General features: G+C 60.1%; 16 protein-coding genes and 1 pseudogene. 10 read left to right on the top strand and 7 right to left on the bottom strand.

Annotated features, from left to right (window positions below):
- Nucleotides 1–15 precede the first annotated feature (15 nt).
- The 8 genes and pseudogenes from IPM84_17185 to IPM84_17220 all read left to right on the top strand — a co-directional run bounded on the left by IPM84_17185 (nt 16) and on the right by IPM84_17220 (nt 12970).
- The gene (locus tag IPM84_17185) at nt 16–1629 is read left to right on the top strand and encodes a M1 family metallopeptidase (GenBank protein MBK9094462.1); all 1614 of its coding nucleotides are present in this window, start codon (nt 16–18) and stop codon (nt 1627–1629) included.
- A 234-nt stretch (nt 1630–1863) separates the two neighbouring features.
- Nucleotides 1864–4674 (top strand): hypothetical protein, encoded by a 2811-nt coding sequence (locus IPM84_17190; GenBank protein ID MBK9094463.1) that lies wholly within the window; start codon nt 1864–1866, stop codon nt 4672–4674.
- A 262-nt stretch (nt 4675–4936) separates the two neighbouring features.
- Nucleotides 4937–6094: pseudogene (locus tag IPM84_17195) on the top strand (sugar-binding protein).
- Between the two features lie 1038 nt (nt 6095–7132).
- Nucleotides 7133–8347, top strand: coding sequence for a carbohydrate ABC transporter substrate-binding protein (locus IPM84_17200; protein ID MBK9094464.1), 1215 nt, complete (start codon nt 7133–7135; stop codon nt 8345–8347).
- Between the two features lie 141 nt (nt 8348–8488).
- Complete coding sequence (locus IPM84_17205; GenBank protein ID MBK9094465.1) at nt 8489–9385, top strand: sugar ABC transporter permease; 897 nt, start codon at nt 8489–8491, stop codon at nt 9383–9385.
- Nucleotides 9382–10203, top strand: coding sequence for a carbohydrate ABC transporter permease (locus IPM84_17210; protein MBK9094466.1), 822 nt, complete (start codon nt 9382–9384; stop codon nt 10201–10203). Before IPM84_17205 ends, IPM84_17210 begins: the two co-directional genes overlap by 4 nt.
- A 53-nt stretch (nt 10204–10256) precedes the next feature.
- Nucleotides 10257–11777: a sugar ABC transporter ATP-binding protein gene (locus tag IPM84_17215; GenBank protein ID MBK9094467.1), complete on the top strand. Its 1521-nt coding sequence runs from the start codon at nt 10257–10259 to the stop codon at nt 11775–11777.
- A gap of 11 nt (nt 11778–11788) precedes the next feature.
- Nucleotides 11789–12970, top strand: a complete 1182-nt coding sequence (locus IPM84_17220; protein MBK9094468.1) for a sugar ABC transporter permease — start codon at nt 11789–11791, stop codon at nt 12968–12970.
- Between the two features lie 226 nt (nt 12971–13196).
- Here IPM84_17220 and IPM84_17225 read toward each other — a convergent pair whose 3' ends face one another.
- From IPM84_17225 to IPM84_17255, 7 genes are all read right to left on the bottom strand, one after another.
- Complete coding sequence (locus tag IPM84_17225) at nt 13197–14114, bottom strand: hypothetical protein (GenBank protein MBK9094469.1); 918 nt, start codon at nt 14112–14114, stop codon at nt 13197–13199.
- A 240-nt stretch (nt 14115–14354) separates the two neighbouring features.
- The gene (locus tag IPM84_17230) at nt 14355–15182 is read right to left on the bottom strand and encodes an FAD/NAD(P)-binding protein (protein MBK9094470.1); all 828 of its coding nucleotides are present in this window, start codon (nt 15180–15182) and stop codon (nt 14355–14357) included.
- Nucleotides 15179–16201 carry a 4Fe-4S dicluster domain-containing protein gene (locus tag IPM84_17235; GenBank protein ID MBK9094471.1) on the bottom strand — a complete coding sequence of 341 codons (1023 nt, stop codon included), beginning with the start codon at nt 16199–16201 and terminating at the stop codon, nt 15179–15181. Before IPM84_17235 ends, IPM84_17230 begins: the two co-directional genes overlap by 4 nt.
- The gene (locus IPM84_17240) at nt 16198–17580 is read right to left on the bottom strand and encodes a hydrogenase iron-sulfur subunit (protein MBK9094472.1); all 1383 of its coding nucleotides are present in this window, start codon (nt 17578–17580) and stop codon (nt 16198–16200) included. Before IPM84_17240 ends, IPM84_17235 begins: the two co-directional genes overlap by 4 nt.
- Nucleotides 17580–19781, bottom strand: coding sequence for a CoB--CoM heterodisulfide reductase iron-sulfur subunit A family protein (locus IPM84_17245; protein ID MBK9094473.1), 2202 nt, complete (start codon nt 19779–19781; stop codon nt 17580–17582). Before IPM84_17245 ends, IPM84_17240 begins: the two co-directional genes overlap by 1 nt.
- A complete protein-coding gene (locus IPM84_17250) occupies nt 19774–20706 on the bottom strand; it encodes a CoB--CoM heterodisulfide reductase iron-sulfur subunit B family protein (GenBank protein ID MBK9094474.1) in 933 nt (310 codons plus the stop codon). Before IPM84_17250 ends, IPM84_17245 begins: the two co-directional genes overlap by 8 nt.
- Nucleotides 20703–21344, bottom strand: a complete 642-nt coding sequence (locus IPM84_17255) for a 4Fe-4S dicluster domain-containing protein (GenBank protein MBK9094475.1) — start codon at nt 21342–21344, stop codon at nt 20703–20705. Before IPM84_17255 ends, IPM84_17250 begins: the two co-directional genes overlap by 4 nt.
- Nucleotides 21345–21930: 586 nt before the next feature.
- On the opposite strand from IPM84_17255, the gene IPM84_17260 reads away from it, so the two are divergent.
- Both IPM84_17260 and IPM84_17265 read left to right on the top strand, forming a co-directional pair.
- Nucleotides 21931–22737: a hypothetical protein gene (locus tag IPM84_17260; protein ID MBK9094476.1), complete on the top strand. Its 807-nt coding sequence runs from the start codon at nt 21931–21933 to the stop codon at nt 22735–22737.
- Between the two features lie 207 nt (nt 22738–22944).
- The gene (locus IPM84_17265) at nt 22945–25806 is read left to right on the top strand and encodes a DEAD/DEAH box helicase (GenBank protein ID MBK9094477.1); all 2862 of its coding nucleotides are present in this window, start codon (nt 22945–22947) and stop codon (nt 25804–25806) included.
- Nucleotides 25807–25990: the final 184 nt, after the last annotated feature.

Below are 25990 nucleotides of genomic sequence, written 5' to 3' on the forward strand. Positions count from 1 at the left end.
AGCCGCCGAATAAATTTGGGGCGCACCAGAATATTCCGCCTCTCGTGCCTGCTGCTGACCGCGGCGCTGCTCCTGAGCGCCTGCGCCGGCCTGCGGCGCACCCCAACGCCAACGCCCGCGGCAACGCCGGTTGAGCCGACGCGCGTCGCGGCGACGCCCACCGACGCCGCTTCCCCCGCGCCGACCGTCATGCCATCCCCAACGTCGCTGCCGCCGGCAAGCGCGCCGCTCGCACCCGCCTCCTGGACCGACCTGACCCGCTTTGCGCAGGCGCTGCGTCCCACCACGCAGGCCGACCTGGCCGCCGCGCAGCCTCCACTGCACTATCAAATGGACATTCGCCTCGATCTGGAGCAGCGCCAGATCAGCGGCCGTGCCTGGATACGCTTCACTAATAACAGCCCTGCACCCCTGACCGAAATTCCCCTGCGCCTCTACCCCAACCTGGGGCGCGCCGACACCGTCCTGCGCATCGTCGCCCTGACCATCGCCGGCGCGCCCGCGTCGCCGCGCCTGCTGGCCGAGAATTCAGCCGCCGTGGTCTCCCTGCCGCAACCGCTGGCCCCGCAAGCCACGACCGAACTTTTCCTGGAATTCGAGGCAACACTGCCCAACGAAGGCGGCGGCAACTACAGCACATTCGGCTATGCGGCTGGCGTCCTGGCCCTGGCGCAGTTCTACCCCACCGTGCCCCGCATCGGCTCGGCCGGCTGGGAATTGCAGACGCCGCCCCTCTTTGGCGACATGACCACGGCCGACCCTGGCCTGTACGATGTCTGGGTCACGGCCCCGGCCGCGCTGACCGTGGTGGCGACCGGCATCACCGTTGAAACCAAAGCCAATCCAGATGACACCAAAACCTGGTATCTCGTGGGCGGCCCGCAGCGCGAGTTCAACCTGGTAGCCAGTAACACCTTCACCCTCGCCAGCCGTCACGTCGGCGATGTCACCATCAACGCCTACTTCCCTTCAGAACATGCCAAAGGCGGCGCGGCGGCTCTCGACTGGGCCAGCCAGGCTTTCAGTATTTACCAGCAGGCCTTTGGCGCCTATCCCTACACCGAGCTAGACGTTGTCGCCACGCCCACCGACGCTGGCGGAGTGGAATACCCCGGTCTTGTCGTCATTGCCGACCGCCTCTACGACCAGTTCGATGAAGTCGGCTCCTTCTTCCAGATCGCCGTCGTGCATGAAGTGGCCCACCAGTGGTGGTACAACCTGCTCGGCAACGACCAGGTGCGCGAGCCGTGGCTGGACGAGGCCATCACCCAGTATGCCACGGTGCTCTTTTTCGAAGATCGCTACGGCGCCGACGGCCGCGCCGGCGTGCTCGAATCTTTCACCGAACGCTGGAACCGCGTCAAGGCCACCAACGACCAGCCGATTGGGCTGCCCGTCGCCAGCTACGAGGGCCGCGCCTACGGCGCCATCGTCTACGGCAAAGGCCCGCTCTTCCTGCTGGCGCTGCGGGAACAGATGGGCGACGCGGTCTTCGTCCAATTTCTCAAAGACTTCAGCGCCGCCTACCGCTGGCGCACCGCGACCGCGGATGATTTCCTCGCCACAGCCGAAACATCCTGCGCCTGCCAACTCGACGGTCTCCTTGCCGAATGGGTGTTCCCGCCCTGAGCGCCTTTGATGTCTGGCGTCCAGCCATTCCGAACGCAGTCACATTTTTCACCGCAGAGGTCGCAGAGAGCGCAGAGGAGTCGTCCCGTAGGGACGATTGGATGAGGCTACTCCTGCCACGACTGCGGAGGATGAATTCAACCGTCCCCCTGGGGCGGAGACGGGTTGTGCGATCACGGATGACCGGTGCTAGTGTCACATGACCCTGCGCCCGTATCTCGATGGTGGTTCCCCATGACGCGCTTCCGTTCGTTCTTGATCTTCGTCTGCCTCCTGACCGCGGCGCCCGCAGCCCGCGGCCAGGCGCCGGCGCCGCTCACCCGCCTGACGCTCGACCCCGTGGGCCAACTTGGCGGCCCCAGCCTGGCCATTGCCCTGGCCGGCGATTTCGCCTACCTGGGCGTCGGACGCCAGGTGTGGGTGCTGGACATGCGCCAGCCGGCCGCGCCCGTCGTCATCGGGCAGAGCGAACCGCTGCCCGCGGTCATTCAAGACCTGGCCCTGGCCGGCAGCCTGCTTGCCGTGGCCGCAGGTGACAGCGGCCTGCATCTGCTTGATGTCAGCACGCCTGCCGCGCCGATCTGGCGCGGCGGACTCGATACCAACGGCCGCAGCCTGGGCGTGGCGACGGCCGGGCCTTTCGTCTATCTGGCCGAAAGCGGGCCTTTTTTCGGCGGCTTCAAGATCATCGAGATCAGCCGGCCGGACGCGCCGCGGCTGCTGAGCGCCTGGCGCCTGCCCGAAGCGCGGCAGGTCAGTCTGGCGAACGGCCGCGCCTTCGTGGCCGCGGCCGACAGCGGCCTGCACATCTTCGATGTACAGGACCCGGTCGCGCCCCGCCGCCTGGCTGTTGTTCCCCTGGCCGGCGCACAGGACATCGCCCTGGCCGGTGATCTCGCCTTCGTCGCGCTCGGCGCGGCCGGGCTGAGCGTGCTTGCCGTTGACAATCCGGCCGCGCCGCGGTTCATCGGCCACTTCGACGACGGCAACGGCGTCTACGCCATCGCCGTGATGAACCAGCGCGCCTTCCTCACCGATTCCTTCGATGGCTTTCGTGTGCTCGACATCAGCGATCCGAGCCGACCAACCCCGCGCGGCGCGTTCGCCGCGGGCACGCCGCTCTACGGCCTGGCCCTGACCGACGGCCTGGCCTTCGTCGCGGCCGGCCGCAACGGCCTGCTCATCCTCGACACCGGCGACCCGTTCGCGCTCAACCTGACCCTCGCCACCCCCGGCCCCGCGCTCGACCTGACTGTGGCGAATGATCTGGCTTACGTGGCGGACGGCGCGGGCGGTCTGCAGATCGTCAACGTGCATGACCCCACCTTTCCGTTCACCGTCGGCGGCCTGACGCTGCCAGGGGTGGCGTCTGGCATCGTCCTGACCGACGCCCTGGCCCTGCTGGCGGCCGGCGACAGCGGCCTGCACCTGGTGGATGTCCACGACCCGGCCAATCCAACCCTGCTGGGCAGCTTCGACACGCCGGGCCGCGCGGATGGGGTGACCATCAGCGGCACCCTGGCCCTGGTGGCCGATTGGATCGGCGGCCTGCAATTGGTGGATGTCAGCGATCCGGCGCGGCCCTGGCGCGTCGCCAATCAACCGATCCGCGGCGGCGCCAACCGGGTGGTGATGGCGGGCGCGCTGGCCTTCGTCACAGCCGGCGACAACGAGGAATTTCCGGGCGGTCTGCAGATCATTGACCTCAGCGACCCCGGCCACCCCGCCGTCGCCGGCGAATACCTGGGCGTTGCTGCGACCGATGTCGCGCTGCAAGGCAGCCTGGCCTATCTCACCGTCGCCGACCGCGGACTTTTCGTGCTCGATGTCGGCAATCCGGCCGCGCCCCGCCTGCTGGGCGCCCTCGCCACCCCTGGCCGCGCCAACAGCGTGCGCGTGCAGGGCAGCCTGGCCTATATCGCCGACGGTCGTGGCGGCCTGCAGGTGGCCGATGTCAGCAACCCAGCCGCGCCTATCCTGATCGGCGCGTTTGCCACAGACGGCAGCGCCTGGCGTGTCCAGTTACTGGGCGACCTGGCGCTGGTCGCGGCCGACTCGGCCGGCCTGCAGTTGCTCGATGTGCGCCGGCCCGTCAGTCTGCGCCACGCGCTGCCCACGCCAGGGGTGGTCTGGCAGACGGCTGTGGCGCAGGCGCCGGCTCCCGCCATCTACCTGGCGGCGGAGGCTGGCGGCCTGCAGGTGGTGGACGCGCACGATCCAGCGCGGTTGACCTGGCGCGGCGCGCACACGATCTCCCCTGGCTGGGCCGCTTTTGTCGCGGCAGCCGCACCCCTGGCCTTCGTTGCCGACACTCGCTTTGGCGGTCTGACCATTTTTGACGTGGGCGACGCCGCCGCGCCGCGGCGTCTGAGTGCGCTCGATTTGCCCGGCAGCACCCGCGCCCTGCACCTGGCCGGCGACCTGCTGGGCGTTGCCGGCGGCAGCAGCGGTTTGCAGATCGTGGATGTCAGCGACCCGGCGGCGCCGGCGCTGATCGGCGCGGGTCAGGCGCCGGGCTGGGCCAATGGCGTTTGGATCACAGGCACCCTGGCGCTGGTGGCAGCCGGAAGCGGCGGGCTGCACCTGTTCGACATCACCGTGCCGACGCAGCCGCTTCTGCTCAGCAGCAGCAGCGACGCCGCGCCGGCGTTGAGCGTCCTGCTGCACGGCAGCCTGGCCTATGTGGCGCGCGGCGCGGCCGGCCTCGCCATCCTGGATCTCAGCGACCCGGCGCATCCGCAGCGGCTGGCCGCGTTCGACACCCCCGGCTGGGCGAGCGGCCTGGCCCTGGTGGATGATCTGCTCTTTGTGGCAGACGGCTATTACGGCGGGCTGCAAATCTTGGATGTGCGCGATCCCAGACAGCCAACCGCAGCGGGCGCCTTCGCCACGCCCGGCCAGGCCAGCGGCATCACGGTGCGGGGCCGGCCAGCGGACGCCGCGGGCGCCCTGGCCTATGTGGCTGACGGCGAGGCCGGGCTGCTGGTGCTGCGCGTGCGGGAAACGCCCGCACTGCCTGACAGGCTGTATTTGCCCCGCCTGTGAAACGGACCCAGTCTGGCCCTCGCTAGTTGTCGCAAAACGTGAATCGTGCTAAAATAAGGTGTACGCATTCTAATCAACTCGGCTGTGCGACTCTGGTTCGACAACGAACAGGGTTGATTGAGTTTCTGACGATCATCAATTCTACCCCAAGAAGGAGGGAATACAGGCGCAAATAAGGCCGTCAGCCGTTCGATGAAAGTGATAGAGAACCGGTCCGCGCGGAGGGCTTCCGCAGGACGGTCAGTCTATCAGATTGTATGATATGCTTGAAGGAGAAGAAACTGTGTCTAAGAAGAGTTCGCTTTTTGTTGTGATCACGCTGTTGGTTCTGACAGCGACTCTGCTGTCAGCCTGTGGGGGCGCCACGGTAGCGCCCACGGTCGCGCCGACAGCGGTGAAGCCAGCAAGCAAGCTGGCAGTCGGCATCGTGCTGCCGACCAAGGATGAGCCGCGCTGGGTGCAGGACGAGACCCGCTTCAAGGAAGCGCTGACCGCGGCCGGCTACGACGCTGAAATCCTCTTCAGCCAGGGCGATTCGGCCAAAGAAAAGGCCAACGTCGAAGCGCTGATTACCAAGGGCGTCAAGGTCATCGTGATCTGCCCGCAAGACGGCACGGCCGCGGCCGCCGCGGCTGACGCCGCCCGCGCCGCCGGCATCAAGGTCATTTCCTATGACCGCCTGATCCGCGACACCGACGCGGTAGACTACTACGTCACCTTTGACAGCATCGCCGTGGGCGCGCAGCAGGCGCAGTACCTGGTTGATAACGCCAAAGGCGCCGGCAACCCGCTCTACCTCTATGCGGGCGCCGCATCTGACAACAATGCCTTCGTCTTCTTCGAAGGCGCCTGGGGCGTCCTGCAGCCCAAGATCGCCGATGGCACCTTCGTCATCAAGAACTCCTCCGAGGCTGTCGGCCTGCAGGCCAAGGCCAAGCTGACCCGCGACGAACAGGCCAAGATCATCGGTCAGGTCACCACGAACTGGGACTTCAACACCGCCAAGAACCTGGCCGAGGCCAACCTGACCTCTGCCAAGACGGCCGACAAGGGCAACGTCTTCATCCTCGCTCCCAATGACGGCACCGCCCGTGCCATCGCCGACGTCTTCGGCATTGACAAGGACGTCAAGAGCTATCTGGTCACCGGTCAGGATGCTGAAAAGGCGTCTGTCCAGTACATCATTGACGGCAAGCAGTCCATGACCGTCTTCAAGGATGTCCGCACCCTGGTCAAGGACGCCATCGGCGCGGCCGTGGCCCTGCTCGAAGGCAAGACACCGGGCGCCAAGGGTTCCTACAACAATGGCAAGACAGACGTGCCGGCCATCCAGTCCGCCGTGGTCACGGTTGACAAGGCCAACGTCAAGGCCGCCCTGATAGACTCCGGCTACTACCAGGCCGCCGACTTCACCGGCCTGGCAGGCGGCGTTGCCCCGGCGCCGACCGGCAAGCTGGCAGTCGGCATCGTGCTGCCGACCAAGGATGAGCCGCGCTGGGTGCAGGACGAGACCCGCTTCAAGGAAGCGCTGACCGCGGCCGGCTACGACGCTGAGATCCTCTTCAGCCAGGGCGATTCGGCCAAAGAAAAGGCCAACGTCGAGGCGCTGATCACCAAGGGCGTCAAGGTCATCGTGATCTGCCCGCAAGACGGTACGGCCGCGGCCGCCGCGGCTGACGCCGCCCGCGCCGCCGGCATCAAGGTCATCTCCTATGACCGCCTGATCCGCGAGACCGACGCGGTAGACTACTACGTTACCTTCGATAGCATTGCCGTGGGCGCGCAGCAGGCGCAGTACCTGGTTGATAACGCTAAGGGCGCCGGCAACCCGCTCTACCTCTATGCGGGCGCCGCCTCTGACAACAACGCCTTCATCTTCTTCGAAGGCGCCTGGGGTGTCCTGCAGCCCAAGATCGCCGATGGCACCTTCGTCATCAAGAACTCCTCCGAGGCTGTCGGCCTGCAGGCCAAGGCCAAGCTGACCCGCGACGAACAGGCCAAGATCATCGGCCAGGTCACCACCAACTGGGACTTCAACACCGCCAAGAACCTGGCCGAAGCCAACCTGACCGTCGCCAAGGCTGCGGACAAGGGCAACGTCTTCGTCCTCGCTCCCAACGACGGCACCGCCCGTGCCATCGCTGACGTCTTCGGCATTGACAAGGACGTCAAGAGCTATCTGGTCACCGGTCAGGACGCTGAAAAGGCGTCTGTCCAGTACATCATTGACGGCAAGCAGTCCATGACCGTCTTCAAGGATGTCCGCACCCTGGTCAAGGACGCCATCGGCGCGGCCGTGGCCCTGCTCGAAGGCAAGACACCAACGTCCAAGGGTTCCTACAACAACGGCAAGGCAGACGTGCCGGCTATCCAGTCCGCCGTGGTCACGGTTGACAAGGCCAACGTCAAGACCGCCCTGATTGACTCCGGCTACTACCAGGCCGGCGACTTCACCGGCCTGGATGCAGGCGGCGCTGCCCCCCCACCGGCATCAGACAAGGGCAAGGTGGAAGTCTTCTCCTGGTGGACAGGCGGCGGTGAAGCTGCTGGCCTCGACGCCATGATCAAGATCTTCAAGGCGCAGTATCCGAACATTGAGTTCGTGAATGCCGCTGTCGCCGGCGGCGCTGGCACCAATGCCCGTGCCGTGCTGGCCTCACGCCTGCAAGCTGGCGATCCGCCGGATAGCTGGCAAGGTCACGCGGGTCAGGAACTCATCGGCACCTATGTTGATGGCAAGCAGATCCAGCCGTTGAACGATCTCTACACGGCCGAGGGCTGGCTCGCTGTCATGCCCAAGACCCTGATCCCGCTGATCTCTAAGGCTGACAGCATCTACTCCGTCCCGGTCAACATCCACCGCGCCAACGTGCTGTGGTACAACCCCAAGGTCCTGACCGACAACAAGATCACGGTGCCGACCACCGTCGAAGAGTGGATCACGGCCATGGACACCCTGAAGGCCGCCGGTGTGCAACCGCTGGCCCTGGGCGAACAATGGACCAAGATGCACCTGTTCGAAACCGTTCTGCTCGGCTCACTTGGGCCGGAGAAGTACAACGGACTCTGGAGCGGCGCGACCGATTGGACCGGCGCTGACGTGACCGCGGCCCTGGCCAACTATGCCAAGGTCCTCACCTACGCCAACACCGATTCGGCGTCGCTCTCCTGGCAGGATGCCTCGCAGCTCGTCGTCAACGGCGACGCCGCCTTCAACGTCATGGGCGACTGGGCCGAAGGCTACTTCCGCGAACTGGGCAAGAAGCCGCAGGCCGATTACGGCTGGGCGCCGGTTCCTGGCACTGTGGGCACCTTCCAGTTCCTGTCTGACTCCTTCGTCCTGGCTGTGGGCGCGCCCGACGCCAATGCCGCGACGGCCTGGCTGAAGATCGCCGGCTCCAAGTCGGGTCAGGAAGCGTTCAACCCTGTGAAGGGCTCGATCTGCGCCCGCACCGACTGTGACAAGACCCTCTTCGGTGAGTACCTGCAGTCGGCTATGGCCGATTGGGCCAGCAATACCGTGGTCGGCTCGCTGACGCATGGTGTGGTGGCCAACGACTCCTGGAAGTCAGAAATTGACACCGCGCTCGGCCTGTACATCGCCGACAGCAAGGCCGATGTCTTCCAGGCCGCTCTGGCTGCCGCCTGCAAGAGCTCCGGCACCTGCAAGTAATGCAGTAAAATGCAGTAAAATGCAGTAAAATGCAGTGAAATGAGATGGTGCGGCTTCGCCCCGGCGAGGTCGCACCATCTCGCCCAAAACCTCCGCGGCAGTGCAACCAGCAACATCTGACCCACTGAAACGAGGTCCGACATGCTCCGTGCATTGAAGAACCGAGACCGCTATCTTTCGGTGCTCCTCATCTCGCCGTCAATCTTGGCGCTGCTCATTTTTGTCTATGGCTTCATCGCCTGGTCGGTACGCGTTTCACTGAGCAAATGGAAAGGCCTGAATCCAGATTTCACCTGGGTCGGGCTGGATAACTACATCAAGCTCTTCTCCGATCCGCGTTTTCATGTTGACATTCGGAACACTCTCATCTTCACGGGTGTCTTCGTCATCGGGAGCATCCTCCTGGGCTTCGTGTTAGCCATCCTGTTGGACCAGGGCCTGAAAGGGGAAGGATTCTTCCGTAGCCTTTTCCTCTTCCCGATGGCTATTTCCTACATCGTGACCGGCGTGGTCTGGCGTTGGTTGATGAATCCCGCGACCGGTTCACGCACCAGCGGTTTCAACCTGCTGTTCGACACTCTGAATCTCGGTTTTCTCAAGAATGCCTGGCACACCACGCCTGAGTGGGGCATGGCTGCCATCGCGCTGGCTGCCATCTGGCAAATGTCCGGTTACACCATGGCCTTGTACCTGGCCGGTCTGCGCGCCATTCCACAAGAACTGCGCGAGGCGGCCCAGATTGACGGCGCCAACGAGGTTCAGATCTACCGTTATGTCATGTTGCCGTTACTGGCGCCGGTCACATTGAGTGCGCTCATCATCCTCGGCCATATGTCGCTCAAGGTCTTTGATCTGATCATCGCTATCGCCGGGAAGCAATTACCGCTCGATGTGCCCGCGATCTACATGTGGCAAACAACGTTCGATGGGCTGTTCTACAGCCGCGGCGCCGCGATCGGTATCATGCTGCTGCTCAGCGTGGCGGTTCTGATCATTCCCTATATCCGCTACACCCTGAAGACGGAGACGGACCGATGACCAGCCGCTTCCGCCTCGGCAAGAACTGGTTGTACGTGCCCCTGATCCTCATGGCGATCTTCTACCTGATCCCCATGTACGTCATGTTGGTGACCGGGTTCAAGAGCTTCGCCGAAATTGACCTGAAGACGATGTGGAATCTGCCCAACGGCATCCATTTCGACAACTTCCGCGAGGCCTTTGCCAAGCTCTCCCCATCGCTCTGGAACAGCTTCATGATGGTCATCCCGGCCGCGGTCATCTCCTCGATGCTTGGCTCACTCAACGGGTTCATCCTCGCCAAGTGGAAGTTTCGCGGCGCCGATTTCATTTTTCCGTTCATCCTGTTCGGCATGTTCATCCCCTACCAGTCCATTTTGATCCCCCTGGTCCAGTTCATGAGCGCAGCCGGGATCAAGGGGTTGCCGGGCCTGGCGTTGGCGCACATCATCTACGGCATTCCCATCACCACACTGACCTTCCGCAACTACTACGCCGCGCTGCCGCAAGAACTCCTCGAAGCTGCCCAGATTGATGGCTCGACCATGTTAGGCATCTATCGGCACATCCTGTTGCCCATTTCACTGCCAAGCTTTGTGGTGGTCCTGATCTGGCAGTTCACATCGGCCTGGAATGACTTTCTCTTTGCGGTGATCCTAACCGGCAACAAGAACTGGCCGATCACGGTCGCGCTCAACAACATGGCTGGCAGTCAGATCATCGCCTGGAACGTGCAGATGGCGGGATCGCTTCTGACGGCGCTGCCGCCGCTGCTCATCTATATTTTCCTGGGACGCTACTTCTTGCGCGGGCTGCTTGCCGGTTCGCTCAAGGGTTAGTCTTCTCATCAGTTGATCAGTTGTCCCAACATTTCTATTGAGCCGGAGGTGCTATGAGTATACCAATCCTCGAGATGAAAAACATCACCAAGGAGTTCCCCGGCGTGAAGGCGCTCAGCAACGTCAGCTTTCGCGTCGCCCAGGGGGAAATCCACTGTCTTGTCGGCGAAAACGGCGCCGGCAAATCAACCCTGATGAAAGTCCTGAGCGGTGTGTGGCCCTATGGGTCCTACACCGGCGAGATCTTCATCAACGGGCAGCCGCAGCGTTACAAACACATCAACGACAGCGAAAAGGCCGGCATTGCAATTATTTATCAGGAACTGGCGCTGATCCCCGAACTGACCGTCTACGAAAACATCTTCATCGGCCATGAGATCCGCAACGGCTTCACGGTTGACTGGAATGAGACCATCAAGCGCGCCGGCGAGATGTTGAAGAAGGTGAAGCTCGATGTCAACCCGGCCGCAAAGGTCAAGGACCTGGGGGTCGGCAAGCAGCAGTTGATCGAAATCGCCAAGGCGCTGAGCCGTGACGTCAAGATCCTGATCTTGGACGAGCCGACCGCAGCCTTGAACGAGAATGACAGCGACAACCTGCTCAATCTGCTGCGCGGCCTGCGGGAGCAGGGCGTCACCTGCATCATGATCTCGCACAAACTAAAAGAGGTCATCGCCATCGCGGATTCGGTCACGGTGTTGCGGGACGGTCAGACCGTCTGCTCGTTGGATGCCCACAAGGGCGAAGTAAGTGAGAATGTGCTGATCAAGCACATGGTGGGCCGTGAAATTGACAACATTTATCCCAAACGCAAACACGTGCGCTCGGAAGATGTCGTGCTCGAAGTCAAGGGTTGGAACGCCTACAGCCCGGCGCTCGGCCGAAATATCCTCAGGGATGTCAGTTTCAACGTAAAAAGAGGCGAGATCATTGGGTTTGCCGGGCTGATGGGCGCAGGACGCACCGAACTGGCCCTGAGCATCTTCGGCAACCCGGACGGCTACCGGCTCAGTGGCGACCTCTCCATCAAGGGCAGGAAGCGGCACATTGCCAACCCCCGGGATGCCATCAACGCGGGCATCGCCTACGTCTCCGAAGATCGCAAGGGCGATGGGCTGATCCTGATCCAGGACGTGAAGCAGAATATCACCCTCGCCAACCTGGAAGAGATCGCTAACCGGGGCGTTGTTGACAACCAGGCCGAAATCAAGGTGGCAACCGAGTACAAGACCTCGCTCAACATCAAGACGCCGAGCATCGAGCAGAAAGTCAGCAATCTGAGCGGAGGCAACCAGCAGAAGGTCTCGTTGGGCAAGTGGCTGTTTGTCAAGCCCGACGTGATGATCCTGGACGAGCCGACGCGCGGGATTGACGTCGGCGCGAAGTATGAGATCTACACCCTCATGAACCGGCTGGTGGAGCAGGGCATGAGCATCATCATGATCTCGTCCGAGCTACCCGAAGTGCTGGGGATGAGCGATCGCGTGTATGTCGTCGCTTCCGGCCGAATTGCCGGTGAGATGCCGACCGAAGAGGCGACCCAGGAAAAGATCATGCACCTGGCAACCAACTAAGGAGATTATCCATGTTCCTGCAGAATCTACAGAAGACACTGAAGCAGAATATCCGTGAATATGGCATGTATATTGCCTTGTTCCTGATCATGGCGATCTTCGCCGTCACGACCAAAGGCACCTTCGTCTCGTCACGGAACTTGAGCAACCTGTTGAACCAGACCGGCTACATCGCCGTCCTGGCGGTCGGCATGACGCTGGTCATCGTCATCCGGCACATTGATCTTTCGGTCGGTTTCCTGGCGGGCTTCCTCGGCGCGATCGCGGCGATTGCCCTGGTGTCCTGGAAGCTGCCGGTCATTGCCGTCATCCCGCTCGTGTTGGCGCTCGGCATCGTGGGCGGACTGATCACCGCCTATCCGGTGGCTAAGCTGGGTATCCCCTCCTTCGTAGCCTCGTTGGCCGGCTGGTTGATCTACCGCGGCCTGCTGCTGCTGGTCACCCAGAGCACAGGCACGATCATCGTGCCGGACAAGGCCTTCAACGCTATCGGCAACGGCTTCATCCCCGACATCCCCGGTCTCACCAACGTCTTGCCCGGCATGCACAAGCTGACGCTGCTCCTGGGCGTGGTGGGCGTCGTCTTCTATGTCATCAGCTCACTGAACGATCGTAAGAAGAAGCAAGCCTACAACTTCGAAGTCCTGCCGCCGGATATTTTCGTCCTGCAGATGGTCTCCATATCGGCGCTGCTGGCTGGCGTCGTCTGGGTGCTGGCAAACTACAACGGCATTTCGTGGACGGTGGTGGTGATGCTGCTCGTGGTGGCGATCTATCACTTCGTCACGACGCAGACGGTGCTGGGCCGGCACATCTACGCGGTCGGCGGCAACCCCGAGGCGGCCGAACTCAGCGGCATCAGCGTCCAGCGGATCACCTACATCGTCTTCGGCTCGATGGGCCTGATGTCGGCCTTATCGGGCATCCTGTTCACCTCCCGCTTGCAGTCGGCCACCACAACGGCCGGCACCCTGTTCGAACTGGACGCCATTGCCGCGGCCTACGTCGGCGGCGTCTCCGCGGCCGGCGGCGTTGGCAAGGTCATCGGCTCGATCGTCGGCGCGTTGGTGATGCTCTCGCTGACCAGCGGCATGAACCTGATGGGCATCGGCATCGCGCCGCAGTACATCGTCCGCGGCCTCGTGCTGGTAGCCGCCGTAATCTTCGACGTGACCACGCGGAATAGGGGGTAGAGATCGGAGATCGGAGATCGGGGATCGGAGATCGGAGATCGGGGTTCGTGGAAGAAGGGAGATTTCTGGTCTCCAGTCTCCAATCTCACTTTCAACCACAAATCAACCGCCCTCCACGTAGGTCTGCGGTCTCTGATCTCCGGTCTCTGGCCTAACGCCTCACTTCCAACCACAAATCAACCGCCCTCCACGTAGATCTCCGGTCTCCAATCTCCGGTCTCCGGTCTTACTCACTCACCCGCGTGATCTGCCGGTAGGCCAGCGTCCACGTGGCCGAGGTGAAGGTTTGGACGATGGCGCCCACCACACTGAAGATGACGACACCGACCAGCAGGCCACCGCACATCGTGATGATGGCGAGGGCGCCGGGGTCGTTATTGCCAACGAGGGCCATCACCGGCAGCGCCATCGCCAGGATGCCGCCGATGATGATGGCGGCGAAGATGCCTCCAATCACCAGGAAGATCAACCAGAAGACAATGGTGGGGCCGAGGTTGGTCTTGAGCACCTGCCAGCCGCGCTTGAACGCATCGATCCAGCCCTTGCCTTCCAGGATGGCTGCGCGCTCGGCGTAGATCTGAATCTGACTCAGAACCACCGCCAGCACAAGGACGACGCAGGCCAGGGGAATCAGACAGGCCAGCGCGGGGAGGATGACGGCCAGTGCTCGTTCTGGCGCGTCGAAATCGAAGTTGAAGCCCGCGCCCGCAATGACCGCGATCCCCAGACCAATCAGCGCCACGAGGGTGATGATGATCGGTAAGCCGGCCAGGAACCCAACGCCGAAGATCGTCCAGAAACGGCTGAGGCCCACGCGCCAGGCGCTGCCGAAGGTGGTGCGCCCCTCGTCTTCCACCTGCTGCACCCCGGCAATCAGCGCGCCGCGGCTGATGATCGAGAGCACCCAGAACACCAGGGCAATGATCAACGCCACGCAGACCAGGGCGATAATCAGCCCGCCGATCTCCGGCGAGATATCGAAATCGGGAAAACCGCCGGGGCCGCGGCTGTTGTCCATACCGCTGCTGCCGCCGCCCCCACTACCCCCGCCGCTCCCCAGCGAAGCCAGGAAGCCAAAAATCCACAACACCTTCCAGCGCCAGGTAATCTGCCAAGCGCGACTAAAAATCTTCCCGTAATCCATCACCTACCTCCTTCAATCCTTTCCCATGGCGGATGAAAATACAAACAAAGTGCAAAGTGCAAAGGCCGGAGACCGGAGACCGGGAAAGCTCCCTTCTTCCACGAAACCCGATCTCTGATCTCTGATCTCTGATCTCTGATTTCTGATCTCCCCCAGACCAGAGACCTGAAACTTCAACTCACACAACTCCCTTCTTCCACACACCTGATCTCCGATCTCTGATCTCTAATCTCTCTCCTTTCAGAACGTCTCCAGGAACCGCTGGATCTGGTCGAAGCGGAAGACCGGACCGTCCTGGCAGATATACTGATCGCCGACGTTACAGCGCCCACACTTGCCCAGGCCGCATTTCATCTTGCCCTCCAGCGTCGTGATGATCTGCTCCGGTCGAAAGCCCAGACGCGTCAGCTCCTTGAGCACGAATTTTATCATAATTGGGGGGCCACAGGTAATGGCGAGCGCTCCATCCGGGCTGGGCGCCACACGCGTCAGCGCCTCGGTGATCAGCCCCACGTTGCCCTGCCAGGTCGCGTCGCCCCGATCCACGGTAACATGCACCGTGGTGCGCGGCGCGGCGGCCCATTCGTCGTACTCCTCGCGGAAACAGAGCAGATCAGGCCCGCGCGCGGCGCAAAAGATCTCCAGGTCGCCATACGCGGCGCGCTGATCGAGGATTTCCTGGATCAGGGGCCGCAGAGGCGCCAGGCCGATGCCGCCGCCCAGGATGATGAGGCGCGGCCCTTTCAGTTCTTCCAACGGGAACCCGTGCCCCATCGGCCCGCGCACGCCCACCAGGTCGCCGGGCAACATGTCATGCAGCGCGTTGGTGACGCTGCCGATGCGCTGGACGGCAAACTCCACCTGCCCGTGACTGCGCGCCTCACTCACCGCCAGGCCAAAGGGCGCTTCACCGACACCGAAGGCAGACAGAAAGCCGAACTGGCCCGGTGCATAATGAAAAGCGGGCGGCGTTTCTTCGACAAAGCGACAGCGGAAGAGCTTGATGCCGCTCGCCAGGTCACGCGCGGCCGTAATCTCAGCCAGGTAAGGCAGATACGGATTGTTCATGATTGCACCTCCGCGGCCGCAGCCCGGTTGTTGGCGGCCACAAAGCCGATCACCTCACGAATGTCAATGTTGACGGGGCACTGCTCCACGCAGCGGCCGCAGCCGACGCACAGCGCGGCGCCCTCGCGCTCCGGGTAGTAGAGGAACTTGTGCATGTAGCGCTGGCGTTGGCGGGCGGCTTGGGTGGGGCGCGGATTGTGACCGCCGGCAATGGCAAAGCAGAGCGCGCCCTGGCACGAATCCCAGCAGCGCAGGCGCTCGATGCTGCCATCGCCCATCACCCGGTCGCGCACGTCGAAGCAGTAGCAGACCGGGCAGTCATAGGTACAGGTGCGGCAGCCCAGGCAGCGCTCGGCCAGCTCGGCCCAGTACGGCGCGTTGAACGCCGCGCGCCAGGCCGTCATGTCCGGCAGGTGCAAGTCCGTGACCGCGGGCGGTTCAGGCAGGGCGACATCGGCGCTTGCCAACACCGCCGCGCCGGCCTCCAGCAGGGCGCGGCCCTTGTCTGTCACCACATCCACGGCAAAACCGCCGTCGCAGGCGGTCAACAGGATGTCGAGATGCGTGCGGTCGCTTGGCCCGCCGCCCAGCGCGGTGCAAAAACAGCCGGTCCAGGGGCCATCGCTGCACGCCAGGCCCACCATCGTGGTCATGGCGCGGCGCTCCGCGTAGTAGACATCCACGGGGTCATCCAGGAACAGGCGGTCGAGCACCTCCAGCGCGTGACCGTCGCACGGGCGCGCGCCGAAGATCACCTGTGGTCGGGTCAGGTGCGTAGTTTCCACCTGCAAGCCGCCGGTGCTTGGACGCAGGGTGATGATGGCTTCGCTGGCCGGGAGGAAGAACTCTTTGGCCGATAAATCGGTTCGCCCGGCGTCCCAGGCGATGTCGCTGACCTGGGCGAGGGGCGCAAAGACGATTTGCTGTCCCTGCGGCTGCGGCGCGATGACCGTGTGGTCAGGCAGGAGGTTGGTCAACCAGATTTCAAGGGCCGCTTGGGTCATGATCGGTGCGTTCATGATAGCCTCACCTCCTGCAATCCCTGGCGATTTGCTGCGCAAACGCCAGATTGCGTCAGGACTTCATCGCGGCGGAAAGTGGTCAACGGCAGAACGGCGCCGGGATCAACCCCGGCTTGGTAGCCGTCAAACAGGCGGGCTACCTCTTGCGCCACTTTCTGGTTGAGCAGATAGAGCGGCACCCCCACCGGGCAGGCCTGGCTGCACGCCTGACAGTCGCCGCAGCGGCCGGCCAGGTGAAAGGCGCGCAGGGTATGGAAAAACATCTTCTCGTTGCTGTCAATGGCAATGCTCTGCCAGGCCGGGTCGAGCTGCTCGGCCACACATTCGCTGCAATAGCAGAGCGGGCAGGCCTGGCGGCAGGCGTAGCAGCGCTGGCACTGGCTGAACTGCCCCTGCCAGAAGGCAAAGCGCTGCGCGGTGGGCCATGCCTCCACCTCGGCCAGGGACAGCCGCGGCGGGCCGGCGCTTTCCAGGGGCCGCGCCGGCAGCGGCAGCGTGGCGTCGTAACGACCGGCCGGCTGCTCGCCCAAGCCGATCAGGAAGAGATCGTCACGCCTGAGCTGTCCTTCGGCGATCAGGACGTTGAGCGTGCGCAGGTCGTTGGGGCTGACCAGCACCGCGACGCGTTGGGCGGGGCGATTTTCTGTGGAAACGCCGGGGCGATTGACCGCGCCGGTCAGGTTGCGCAGGTAGTTGACCAGGTTCAGCGGCTCCTCGATGTTGACCGCCAGACGCTGCGCCTGCTCCGGCGTGCGGGCGAAGAGCGGCCGGCGGCGCACGCTGCCCTGTTCCCAACCCAACACCATCTGCACCTGCTGTTCGTTCAGCAAACGCGCAGCCAGCTCGCGCAGCGCCTGGGCGATTTGCTGCGCAAACGCCGGATTGGCCTCAGCATCCGCCACCGCTGGCGCGGTCGGGCGGGGCGTCTTCTTTTTCATGCCGTCGGCGCTCTTCTGCACAACCCAACGCGTGGGGCTACGCGCGCCCAACTGCCGCACCTGCTCGGTGAACTGGGTGACGACCCGAGCAAAGCGCGCGCCTTCGCTGGCGCTGACCCAGTCCAGGCGCACCCGTTCGCGTTCGAAACCCAGGAAGAAGAGCAGTTCCTGCATGATGGCAAAGCGGCGACGGGCCACGAAGTTACCATCGCTGTAGTGACAATCGCCGGGATGGCAGCCGAGAACAAGAACGCCATCCGCGCCCTCCTTGAGCGCGCGCGCCACGAACAGCGGATCCACCCGGCCGGAGCAGGGCACGCGCACGATGCGGATGTTGGGGGGATAGCTCAAACGGCTGGTGCCTGCCAGGTCGGCGCCGGCATAGCTGCACCAGTTACACAGAAAACCGACAATCTTCGGTTCGAATAGCTCGCTCATCATGCTCCTCCGCGGCCTGCGGATAAACCGCATTCCGCCACGCCGCCGACCCCCTGGGGCGCCATCTCCCGCACATTGAGCCACAAGGGCCGGGCAAACAAGGCATCCACCTCGGCCAGAATCTGCTGATCGCTGAAGCCGTGCAGGAACATGGCGTGCCCGCGGCAGCCGGCCACGCACAGCCCGCAGCCTTTGCACACGGCCGCGTTGACCTGCGCCACCTGGCGGCCGTCACGCAGCGCCACGAAGCTGATCGCCCCAAACGGGCACACTTCCTCGCACAAGTGACAGGCCACGCAGCGCCGCGCGTCCGCTTCGGCAATCGTCGGTTCGGTCTCGATGAACGGACGGGCGAAGAGGCCCGCCACCTTCACCGCGGCCGCGCTGGCCTGCGCCACGGTCTCTGGGATGTCCTTGGGGCCGGCCGCGCACCCGGCCAGGTAGATGCCGGCCGTATTGGTCTCGACCGGCCGCAGCTTGACGTGCGCCTCGTTGATGAAACCGTACTGATCGTATGAAATGCCCAGGGTCTGCATCAATTCCACCGCGCCGCTGGCCGCGGTGACGCCGGTTGCCAGCACCACCAGATCGGCCTCGATCTCCACCGGCCGGCCGATCAGCCCGTCATAGCCTTGCACGATCAGGTGCTCGCCCTGGCGGTAAATGCGGCTGACGCGGCCGCGCAGATATTGCGTGCCGTAAGCCTCCTGCGCGCGGCGGATGAATTCGTCATAGCCGCGGCCGCCCGCCCGGATGTCCATGTAGAACACATAACTCTGCAGTGAGGGGTCATGCTCCTTGAGCATGATCGCCTGCTTGGCCGTATACATGCAGCAGATCTTCGAGCAGTAGGGCCGTCCCACCTTCTCGTCGCGCGAGCCGACGCAGGCGATGAAGACGACGGTGTGCGGATGTTTGCCATCCGACGGACGGACCACCTCGCCCTTGGTGGGGCCGGACGCGTTCATCAAGCGCTCCAACTGCAGCGCGGTGATGACGTCGGGCAGTTCTCCGTAGCCGTACTCGCCATAGGATCGCCGCGGGGTCACGTCCAGGAGACCTGCTGCGCCTTCTGCAGCCGGCAGATCGCCGCCTACCGGGAAGAGGTCATAGCCGCTGGCGACGATGATGGCGCCGAAGCGTTCAGTCAGCACTTCGTCGGTCTGCTCCCAGGTGATGGCGCCGGTCGGGCACATCTTCTGGCAGATCTGGCATTGCGGCAGGCGCTTGCCATCTGACCCCACCGGCTTGAGCTTGGCCGCATCAGCCGCGGACAAACCTTGCGCAGTGCCCTGTTCCTGCTGCGCGCGGCGAAAGGCCAGGTAACGGCAGTTGTCTGCATCAATGACCGGCTTGTTGGGAATGGCCTGCGGGAAGGGGATGTAGATCGCGGTGCGGGTGCCCATGCCCTGATCGAATTCGGCCACGATGTCTTTGACCGGGCATTTGGTCCAGCAGGTGCCGCAGCCGGTGCAGATCTGATGATCCACGTAGCGCGCGTGCTGGCGTATGGTGACATCGAAGTTGCCCACGAAGCCCTTGACCTGCGTCACTTCCGCGGAGGTGCGCAGGGTGATCTTGGGATGCTGGGCCACGTCCACCATCAGGGGGGTGAGGATACAGGCTGAGCAGTCGAGCGTGGGGAAGGTCTTGTCCAGCATCGCCATCTTGCCGCCGATGGTCGGGGTGCGCTCCACCAGCGTGACCTCGTAACCGGCGTTGGCGACATCGAGGCTGGCCTGGATGCCGGCAATGCCGCCGCCGATAATTAGCAGGCGCTTACTCAGCTCCGCACGACCGGGGCGCAGCGCTTCATCGCGCGTCACTTTCGCCACCAGCATACTGACGATGTCAATGGCTTTGGCCGTCGCGATGCGGCGGTCGTTGTGCACCCAGGAAACCTGCTCGCGCAGGTTCGCCATTTCCATGCGGTACGGGTTGACGCCCGCGGCGGCCGCGGCCCGGCGGAAGGTCGGTTCGTGCATGCGCGGTGAGCAGGAGGCCACCACCACGCCATCCAGGTGCTCGCTGGCGATCCTGTCCTGAATCAGTTTTTGGCCCGGCTCGGAGCACATGTATTTATAATCGGTGGCAAAGACAACGTGCGGCATTTGCTGCGCGGCCTGGGCCACGGCTGCGCAATCCACATTGGCCGCGATGTTGGTGCCACAGTGGCAGACAAAAACGCCGATTCTAGCCATGGCTCACCTCCGCGAGGCTGGTCAGCGCCGGGGCTGAGATTGGGGTTGGAACTGGGGTCAGTTTTTGCGCCAACAGCGTGGCCGCCTCGGTCACGTGACGCGAGATACCCAGGCGATCGGAATCAAAGCCCAGGGCCAGCCCGATCAGCTCGGTGATGTAGTAGATGGGCAGATGGTAATCGCCTTTGTGCGCGTGCCTGATCTGATTCTGTCGCGTGTCCAGGTTGCTGTGACACATGGGGCAGACAGTGACGATGGCGTCTGCGCCGGCCGCTTCGGCCCAGGAGAGCAGTTGCCCGCTCAGGTCGTGCACCAGGTCCGGGCGACTGAGCGCCAGGCTGGCGCCGCAGCAGGCCGTCTTGCCCGGCCAGTCCACCACCTCCGCGCCGATGAGGCGCAGCAGGTTGTCGAGCGTCTGCGGGTCTTCAGGATCATCGAAGTGCGTCACGTCTGGCGGCCGGGTCAGCAGGCAGCCGTAGTAGGGCGCCAGCTTGAGGCCGGTCAGCGGCTGCAGCAGGTGCGCCCGCAGTTCAGCCAGCGGCTCCGGCTGGCTCAAAACGGCCAACAACGGCTCGATGTCCAGGTCGGTCGGCACCTCCGCGCCCACCACGTAAGCGACCTGCGCGGCGGTCTCCGGGTCATGCCGCAGGGTGTGCTGCGTTTCCTTGAAGCGGGCAAAGCAGGCCGCGCAGGGCAGCAGAAGCTGGTGCAGGCCGGTTTGCTGAGCCAGGTGCAGGTTGCGCCCCACCAGGCCCAGAGCCAGCCAGGGGTTGACCGCGTGCGCGGACGAGGCCCCGCAGCAGTTCCAGTCGTCCAGCTCATGCAGTTCGATGCCCAGGGTCTGGCAGACCAGCTCGGTGGAGTCCGCGTACTCGGTGGCGGTGCCGTGCAGCGAACAGCCGGGATAATAAGCATAGGCGCTCATGCGTCACCTCCGCCCGCCGCCGGTTGGGCGATTTTCTGCGCCGGCGCGACCGTCTGCTGGCAGCGCACCTCATCGGCGCGGCGGAAGATGCCGGCGATCTCGCGTCGCGCCCGCACGCGCTGCGGCAGCAGCTTGATCTTGCCCCTGCGCAGCATGGGCGGCGCCAGGTCGAAGCCGCTGAGCAGGTGGCGCGAGAGCAGGTTGTAGCCGCCGATGAGGCCAATCTCATAGGCGCGGCCGGTCAGTTCAACCGATTTGAGGAAAACATGATGGAAGGTGGGGATGTCCCGTGGCGTGGGTTGCGGGCCGTGGGTTTCGGCCCACAGCCGCAGCGCATCCATGATGCGCGGCAGTTCCACGTTGCAGGGGCAGCGGGTGGCGCAGGTCTGGCAGCCCACGCACAACCAGAGCGTCTGACTTTGCAGAGCCAGGTCAGGCTGGCCGAGCTGCAGCGCGCGGATGATCTGCTGCGGCGCCAGGTCCATGGCCGCGGCCAGGGGGCAGCCCGCGGCGCACTTGGCGCATTGGTAGCAGGCCGCCAGTGTCTGACCGCTGGTGCGCTCGACAAAGTCGGTCAACTCACGCCGGGCGGCCGCTTCCTGGCCGTTAGCGGGCGTGAGACGGAGGGTAATTGGCATGCGGTCCTCCTTGACAGCACATGCTCCGGGTGGGCGTGGACAGGGCTACACTGTGCCGCAATCCGCTGGATTGCGGCGCCGCTGGCCGAGGAGGGCACCTATCTGGTCAACCGACGCAGCCGCCACACCCACAGGGTACAATCAACACCCCCATTCTACCACCCGCAGGCGTAGAATCGTATGACCTGCGTCAGGCAGAAGGAAATCCGAAGCTCGCCAGATTGAATTGGCAACGTGTGGCTCGGAATACCGGCAGCCAAAAACGATGGTTGGCGTTTTCGCGAGTCCGTGATAGAATGGGGGAAGGTGTTGCATGCGGTTCTCTTTTCGCTGTGCAAGCACGTACGTGGGCGCTCAAATTCCAGCCACGATGACTTGCGGACGGCTTTGTTCGAGTAGCGTCAGGAAGTGGCGGGCGCCGGGTTTATGCGGCGGCTCGACGGTTGCGGAAAATGCGATGCTGTCGTATTTGCCGCTGTATAACCCATGTTCCGTTGGCTGCGGTAGGCCGAGTACCACGTATTGCGCAAAGGCACACATATTTTGACTGCGTTTTCTGTGCCTAACCAATTAAAGACAATTGACAATGCAAGTATTTGATGTTATTTCTTTTCTAGAATTCATCGGTGAACCCGTTTACTGCAATCCCTCTGCTTGGGGAAGAGAATATCGTTACGTAGTTTCGGAGAATTCTCTACTTGCACACGAAACTCTTCTGAAAAACACAATTCTTCATCATCACAGCTCGTTTGATTTTTCTGAAGAGGTTATCCAACTGAGCTACCCACTAGCCGCTAAAGCATTGAGTCAACGAAACTCAGGCAATCCAAACGATGATCGAACACGTATGGGCAATCTTGGTGAGGTGATAGGTGCAGAGTTTTCTAAAGCATGTCTAGGCTTTGAGACAACTCGCACATTTCCCAAGCGACTCAACCCTAATATTGACCAATCAATGAAAGGTGTGGATATTATTGGGCTGCGCAACCGAAATCATACAGCCGAGTTACTCATTGGAGAGGCAAAGTCCGCCAAACAATATGATAAACGTCTTATTGAGGAGGCATACGAGCATCTTGTTGATCTTGAAACGAAGGAAGCATCTCAATTTCTCCGATTCATGAAAGAGGTTTTCACCTTACAAAACGATAGGCAAGAACTCGCAAATATAGATCAGCATATGGCAAAAGATGTCCAACGTCAATACCTAATTCTATTTATTACGCAATCCACACCAGAACATCCCTTTGCATCTATCGAAGGATGCTTCAAATCTCGACAAATTCCGAATTTATCAGCGGTTCATATTCAAATTTCTGACCTTAAGAATGCAATAAGTAAAGATAAACAGTACGAAATAGACGGTTGGCTGCCCAAAATTTTTAACCTTTGAATGAATAACGAATGCACGATCTACATCTTGAGTTAGTTCTTCTGCTTCCAGGAACAAGCTACTTCAACTAATCAGTATGCGATTAGAGAGAAGATAAAAATCGTTGCAGATAGTCTGCAAAATTTAGGCAGTAGTTCATACATTGATGCTGCATTTGCATACTATATTGCAGGATACTATGTGCGTGCTACGCGCTTGATTTCTCAAGTGACTACTGATGAAGATATTCATCCGATACAACGCTGGCTTACTTTGATCTTCGCGAAACAATTCGTCACGATTGAAAACCGGATTCATATCTTAATGGAGGATATTAAATATTCAGACTCACAGATAGCCGAAGACGTAGCAAATCACGGATTGTCCGATGTCGAAGCTGTAGATCGAATATTAACTCGGAGAATCGCTGACGCATTGAACATTTTTGTTGAATTTGCTAGATGTGGTGATGAGGCAAAAATGATCACCGTATATTCGATTTTGACCTTGTGTAAACTACTCGCTTGCAAGGCAAATGAATCGCGTTGGTGGTGGTGGATTGAATGTCTTCGTCTAGTTATTACCGAGTATTCTACATATTGCCTCTGGACACAGTTAAAATCTATGAGACTAGAGGGCGAAGCAGAACAAATCGTTTCAAGATACATTACTGCTAATTTTGAGCGGAGTAACCCAGTTGTAGAACTTTGGCGAACTCAAGTTGAATCTTTGGATAAGATCAACGATCTAGAACGTCGTAGTTTCTGTCTGTCGATTCCAACAAGTGGGGGGAAAACTCGTGTAGCGGAGCTTGCAATATTACGCTTTCTTATAGATTATCACGGAGATTCAACAGCGAGATGTGTATATATTGCTCCGTTACGTAAGCTCGCCAATGAGGTTGAACAAACTCTCTTAACAGCTTTTGCTTCTACTGATCCGAATCTTCCAATAGCATCTTCATTTTATGGTGGGCAAGAGATTGATCCAATTGACCAAGATGCACTACTATCTGCTCGAATTCTCATCGTGACCCCCGAAAAGCTAGATGGGATGTTGCGTAGTAACAAAAATTTGCTCTCTGAAATTCGGTTAGTCATAGTTGATGAAGGACATATGATCGGCGGTAGTTCGCCCCGGGACTATAAATATCGAATGATATTAGAGCGGATGATCTATGCTTTGAAAGTAAAGGACAACTCAATACAGCCAAGAACAGCTAGATTACTGTTGGTATCTGGAGTTCTACCCAATGTCGCTGAGTTGGCAGAATTGATATCAGGTGATCGAACAAGTGCAGTGTGCGTTGATTGGAGACCATTAGATGAGCCCTTGAAAGGCACATGGGCTTGGGATGGCACACAACTCAAACCATCAAATAGTGAATTATTACCACCAATTCTGTTTGCCTTGAGTGGATGTAGGAGTCCCGATCAATTTGAAGAAATCGTCGTTCGAGCTGCTATTTCGCGTGCTCTCAGTTCACCGACAATGGTTTTCTCGGCAAGTAAAAAGGCAATAACAAGTCCTACCCTACTTGCACTTTTGGAATGTCTTCTTATTCAACAGCCTTTGAACAATAAGCCCTTACCTCTTGATCTTGCTAGGCGACCCTCCTTTGAAAAATACTATACGCTATTAGAGTTTGGTGCTGCAATTCATCATGCTGATTTACCTAAAGAATTAAAGAAAGAAACTGAGAAAAGAATATATGATGGCCAAATTAGATTATTGTTTGCCTCACCCACACTGGCTCAAGGTGTGAACATTCCTTTTGATACAGTGCTTGTTTATCGATTACAGCATCATCAGGTAGGAAACCCGATTCAGGACGCTACCTTCTGGAATGTCGTTGGTAGAGTCGGAAGACCTAGCTATGCAAGTGTTCATTTCCATGCAAGTCTGCAGCCTCCGCAAGTCGTATTTTTAAGTAATATAGCTGCGCATGCAAGCGAGACAGACAAGCGTGATATTATCATTAGGGATAAACTTTTAAAGAATGAAAAACAATATCGGATTGCTAGTCCATTCCTGCAATTTCTGACTGAGTTGAGCAAAAAATGGCTGGATTCTACCGGACGCGCTTTGTCTGATCTTGTCACTAATCTGGCTGAACAAAATGAAATGGGGTGGCTTACAAATCCCTCTGACAGAAAAAAACTTTCACCTTTGTTACGATTACTAGATGAACATATAACTGCATTAATCGAAGAGTCTAATGTAGAGGGAAAGATCGAGGATTGGTTACAAGCTAGAAGTAGCGAGATTGTAAACTTACTTATTGGAGCCACGACTATTGAACAAAAGGACGTTGACTTTATTAAGGAAGCTGTTGAAGCACGAATAAAGTTTATTGCACAAGTTATTCCTAGGCGTCAGAGGCATCAAAACTACCTTCTTGGCTTGCCACTCCAAGACTGCGATCAAATTAGACAAAACGAACTACGATTGCTTGGGTTGTACAAAAACTGTGCTGGTATTTTTGCACTTGAACTGGAAAATGGAATCGATGCGTTAATCGATCTGATGGATTTCGCAATGAAACTTTCTCTAATTCCAAAAAAAGCACAGAAAGAGTCATTGTTCAGACAAGCTTTTTTTAAGAATTGGCTAATGGGTAAAAGCCGTCAATATCTGGCCGAAGAATTTCGTCAGTTAATGACGAATCTTGAATTTGATGAATACTGTGAGACAGTGTTTGAACGTAACTTAGCATGGGGAATCAGTGCAATTTGTCGATTTTTAGGTGATACAGCTCAAGAAAAGGGGCTTAACCTAACTAAGGACCTTGAGTTCTTACCGTCGTTAGTTAAATATGGTGTGCCGGGAAAGCTGGCATGTTATTTAGTCAAGATAGGTATACCGAGAGAAGCTTCCGTTCGAATTGCCGATATGCATATTGAACGAGTTAGATCTTATCCATATGATGACGAAATGCCAAGCGATATAAATCAGTCAATGATGACTTACTCATGGAATGTCATCAGAGCATTAACTGAACAAGACCTTTCTGATTTAGTTGTGGGACAAGAAGTGGTTCAATACATTCGTAAAATCAAGTTACGAGAACCGGTGCATATAGTGATTTAGCTTCATCATCAGGGAAGGCAGCGCGCAGCTAGCGCTGCACAACCCACCGTGCCAATGAAGACTGACATAGTTCGGCGCAAACCCATATTCCGTTGGGTTTTCAGATTATCCACACCCGTGCTGCCCATATTTCGCATGGCAGAGGACGGTTGAACGATAAACACATGACTCGGGAGATGCGCAT

This window comes from Candidatus Amarolinea dominans, assembly GCA_016719785.1.
In the GTDB taxonomy this organism is placed as follows: Bacteria; Chloroflexota; Anaerolineae; order SSC4; family Amarolineaceae; genus Amarolinea; species Amarolinea dominans.

Bases quoted from the DNA above. Each gene is read 5' to 3' on its own strand.
- IPM84_17210 (MBK9094466.1), top strand. From the start codon at position 9,382: ATGACCAGCCGCTTCCGCCTCGGCAAGAACTGGTTGTACGTGCCCCTG.
- IPM84_17240 (MBK9094472.1), bottom strand. From the start codon at position 17,580: ATGAGCGAGCTATTCGAACCGAAGATTGTCGGTTTTCTGTGTAACTGG.
- IPM84_17220 (MBK9094468.1), top strand. From the start codon at position 11,789: ATGTTCCTGCAGAATCTACAGAAGACACTGAAGCAGAATATCCGTGAA.
- IPM84_17225 (MBK9094469.1), bottom strand. From the start codon at position 14,114: ATGGATTACGGGAAGATTTTTAGTCGCGCTTGGCAGATTACCTGGCGC.
- IPM84_17230 (MBK9094470.1), bottom strand. From the start codon at position 15,182: ATGAACAATCCGTATCTGCCTTACCTGGCTGAGATTACGGCCGCGCGT.
- IPM84_17190 (MBK9094463.1), top strand. From the start codon at position 1,864: ATGACGCGCTTCCGTTCGTTCTTGATCTTCGTCTGCCTCCTGACCGCG.
- IPM84_17235 (MBK9094471.1), bottom strand. From the start codon at position 16,201: ATGAACGCACCGATCATGACCCAAGCGGCCCTTGAAATCTGGTTGACC.
- IPM84_17255 (MBK9094475.1), bottom strand. From the start codon at position 21,344: ATGCCAATTACCCTCCGTCTCACGCCCGCTAACGGCCAGGAAGCGGCC.
- IPM84_17205 (MBK9094465.1), top strand. From the start codon at position 8,489: ATGCTCCGTGCATTGAAGAACCGAGACCGCTATCTTTCGGTGCTCCTC.
- IPM84_17250 (MBK9094474.1), bottom strand. From the start codon at position 20,706: ATGAGCGCCTATGCTTATTATCCCGGCTGTTCGCTGCACGGCACCGCC.
- IPM84_17215 (MBK9094467.1), top strand. From the start codon at position 10,257: ATGAGTATACCAATCCTCGAGATGAAAAACATCACCAAGGAGTTCCCC.
- IPM84_17245 (MBK9094473.1), bottom strand. From the start codon at position 19,781: ATGGCTAGAATCGGCGTTTTTGTCTGCCACTGTGGCACCAACATCGCG.
- IPM84_17260 (MBK9094476.1), top strand. From the start codon at position 21,931: ATGCAAGTATTTGATGTTATTTCTTTTCTAGAATTCATCGGTGAACCC.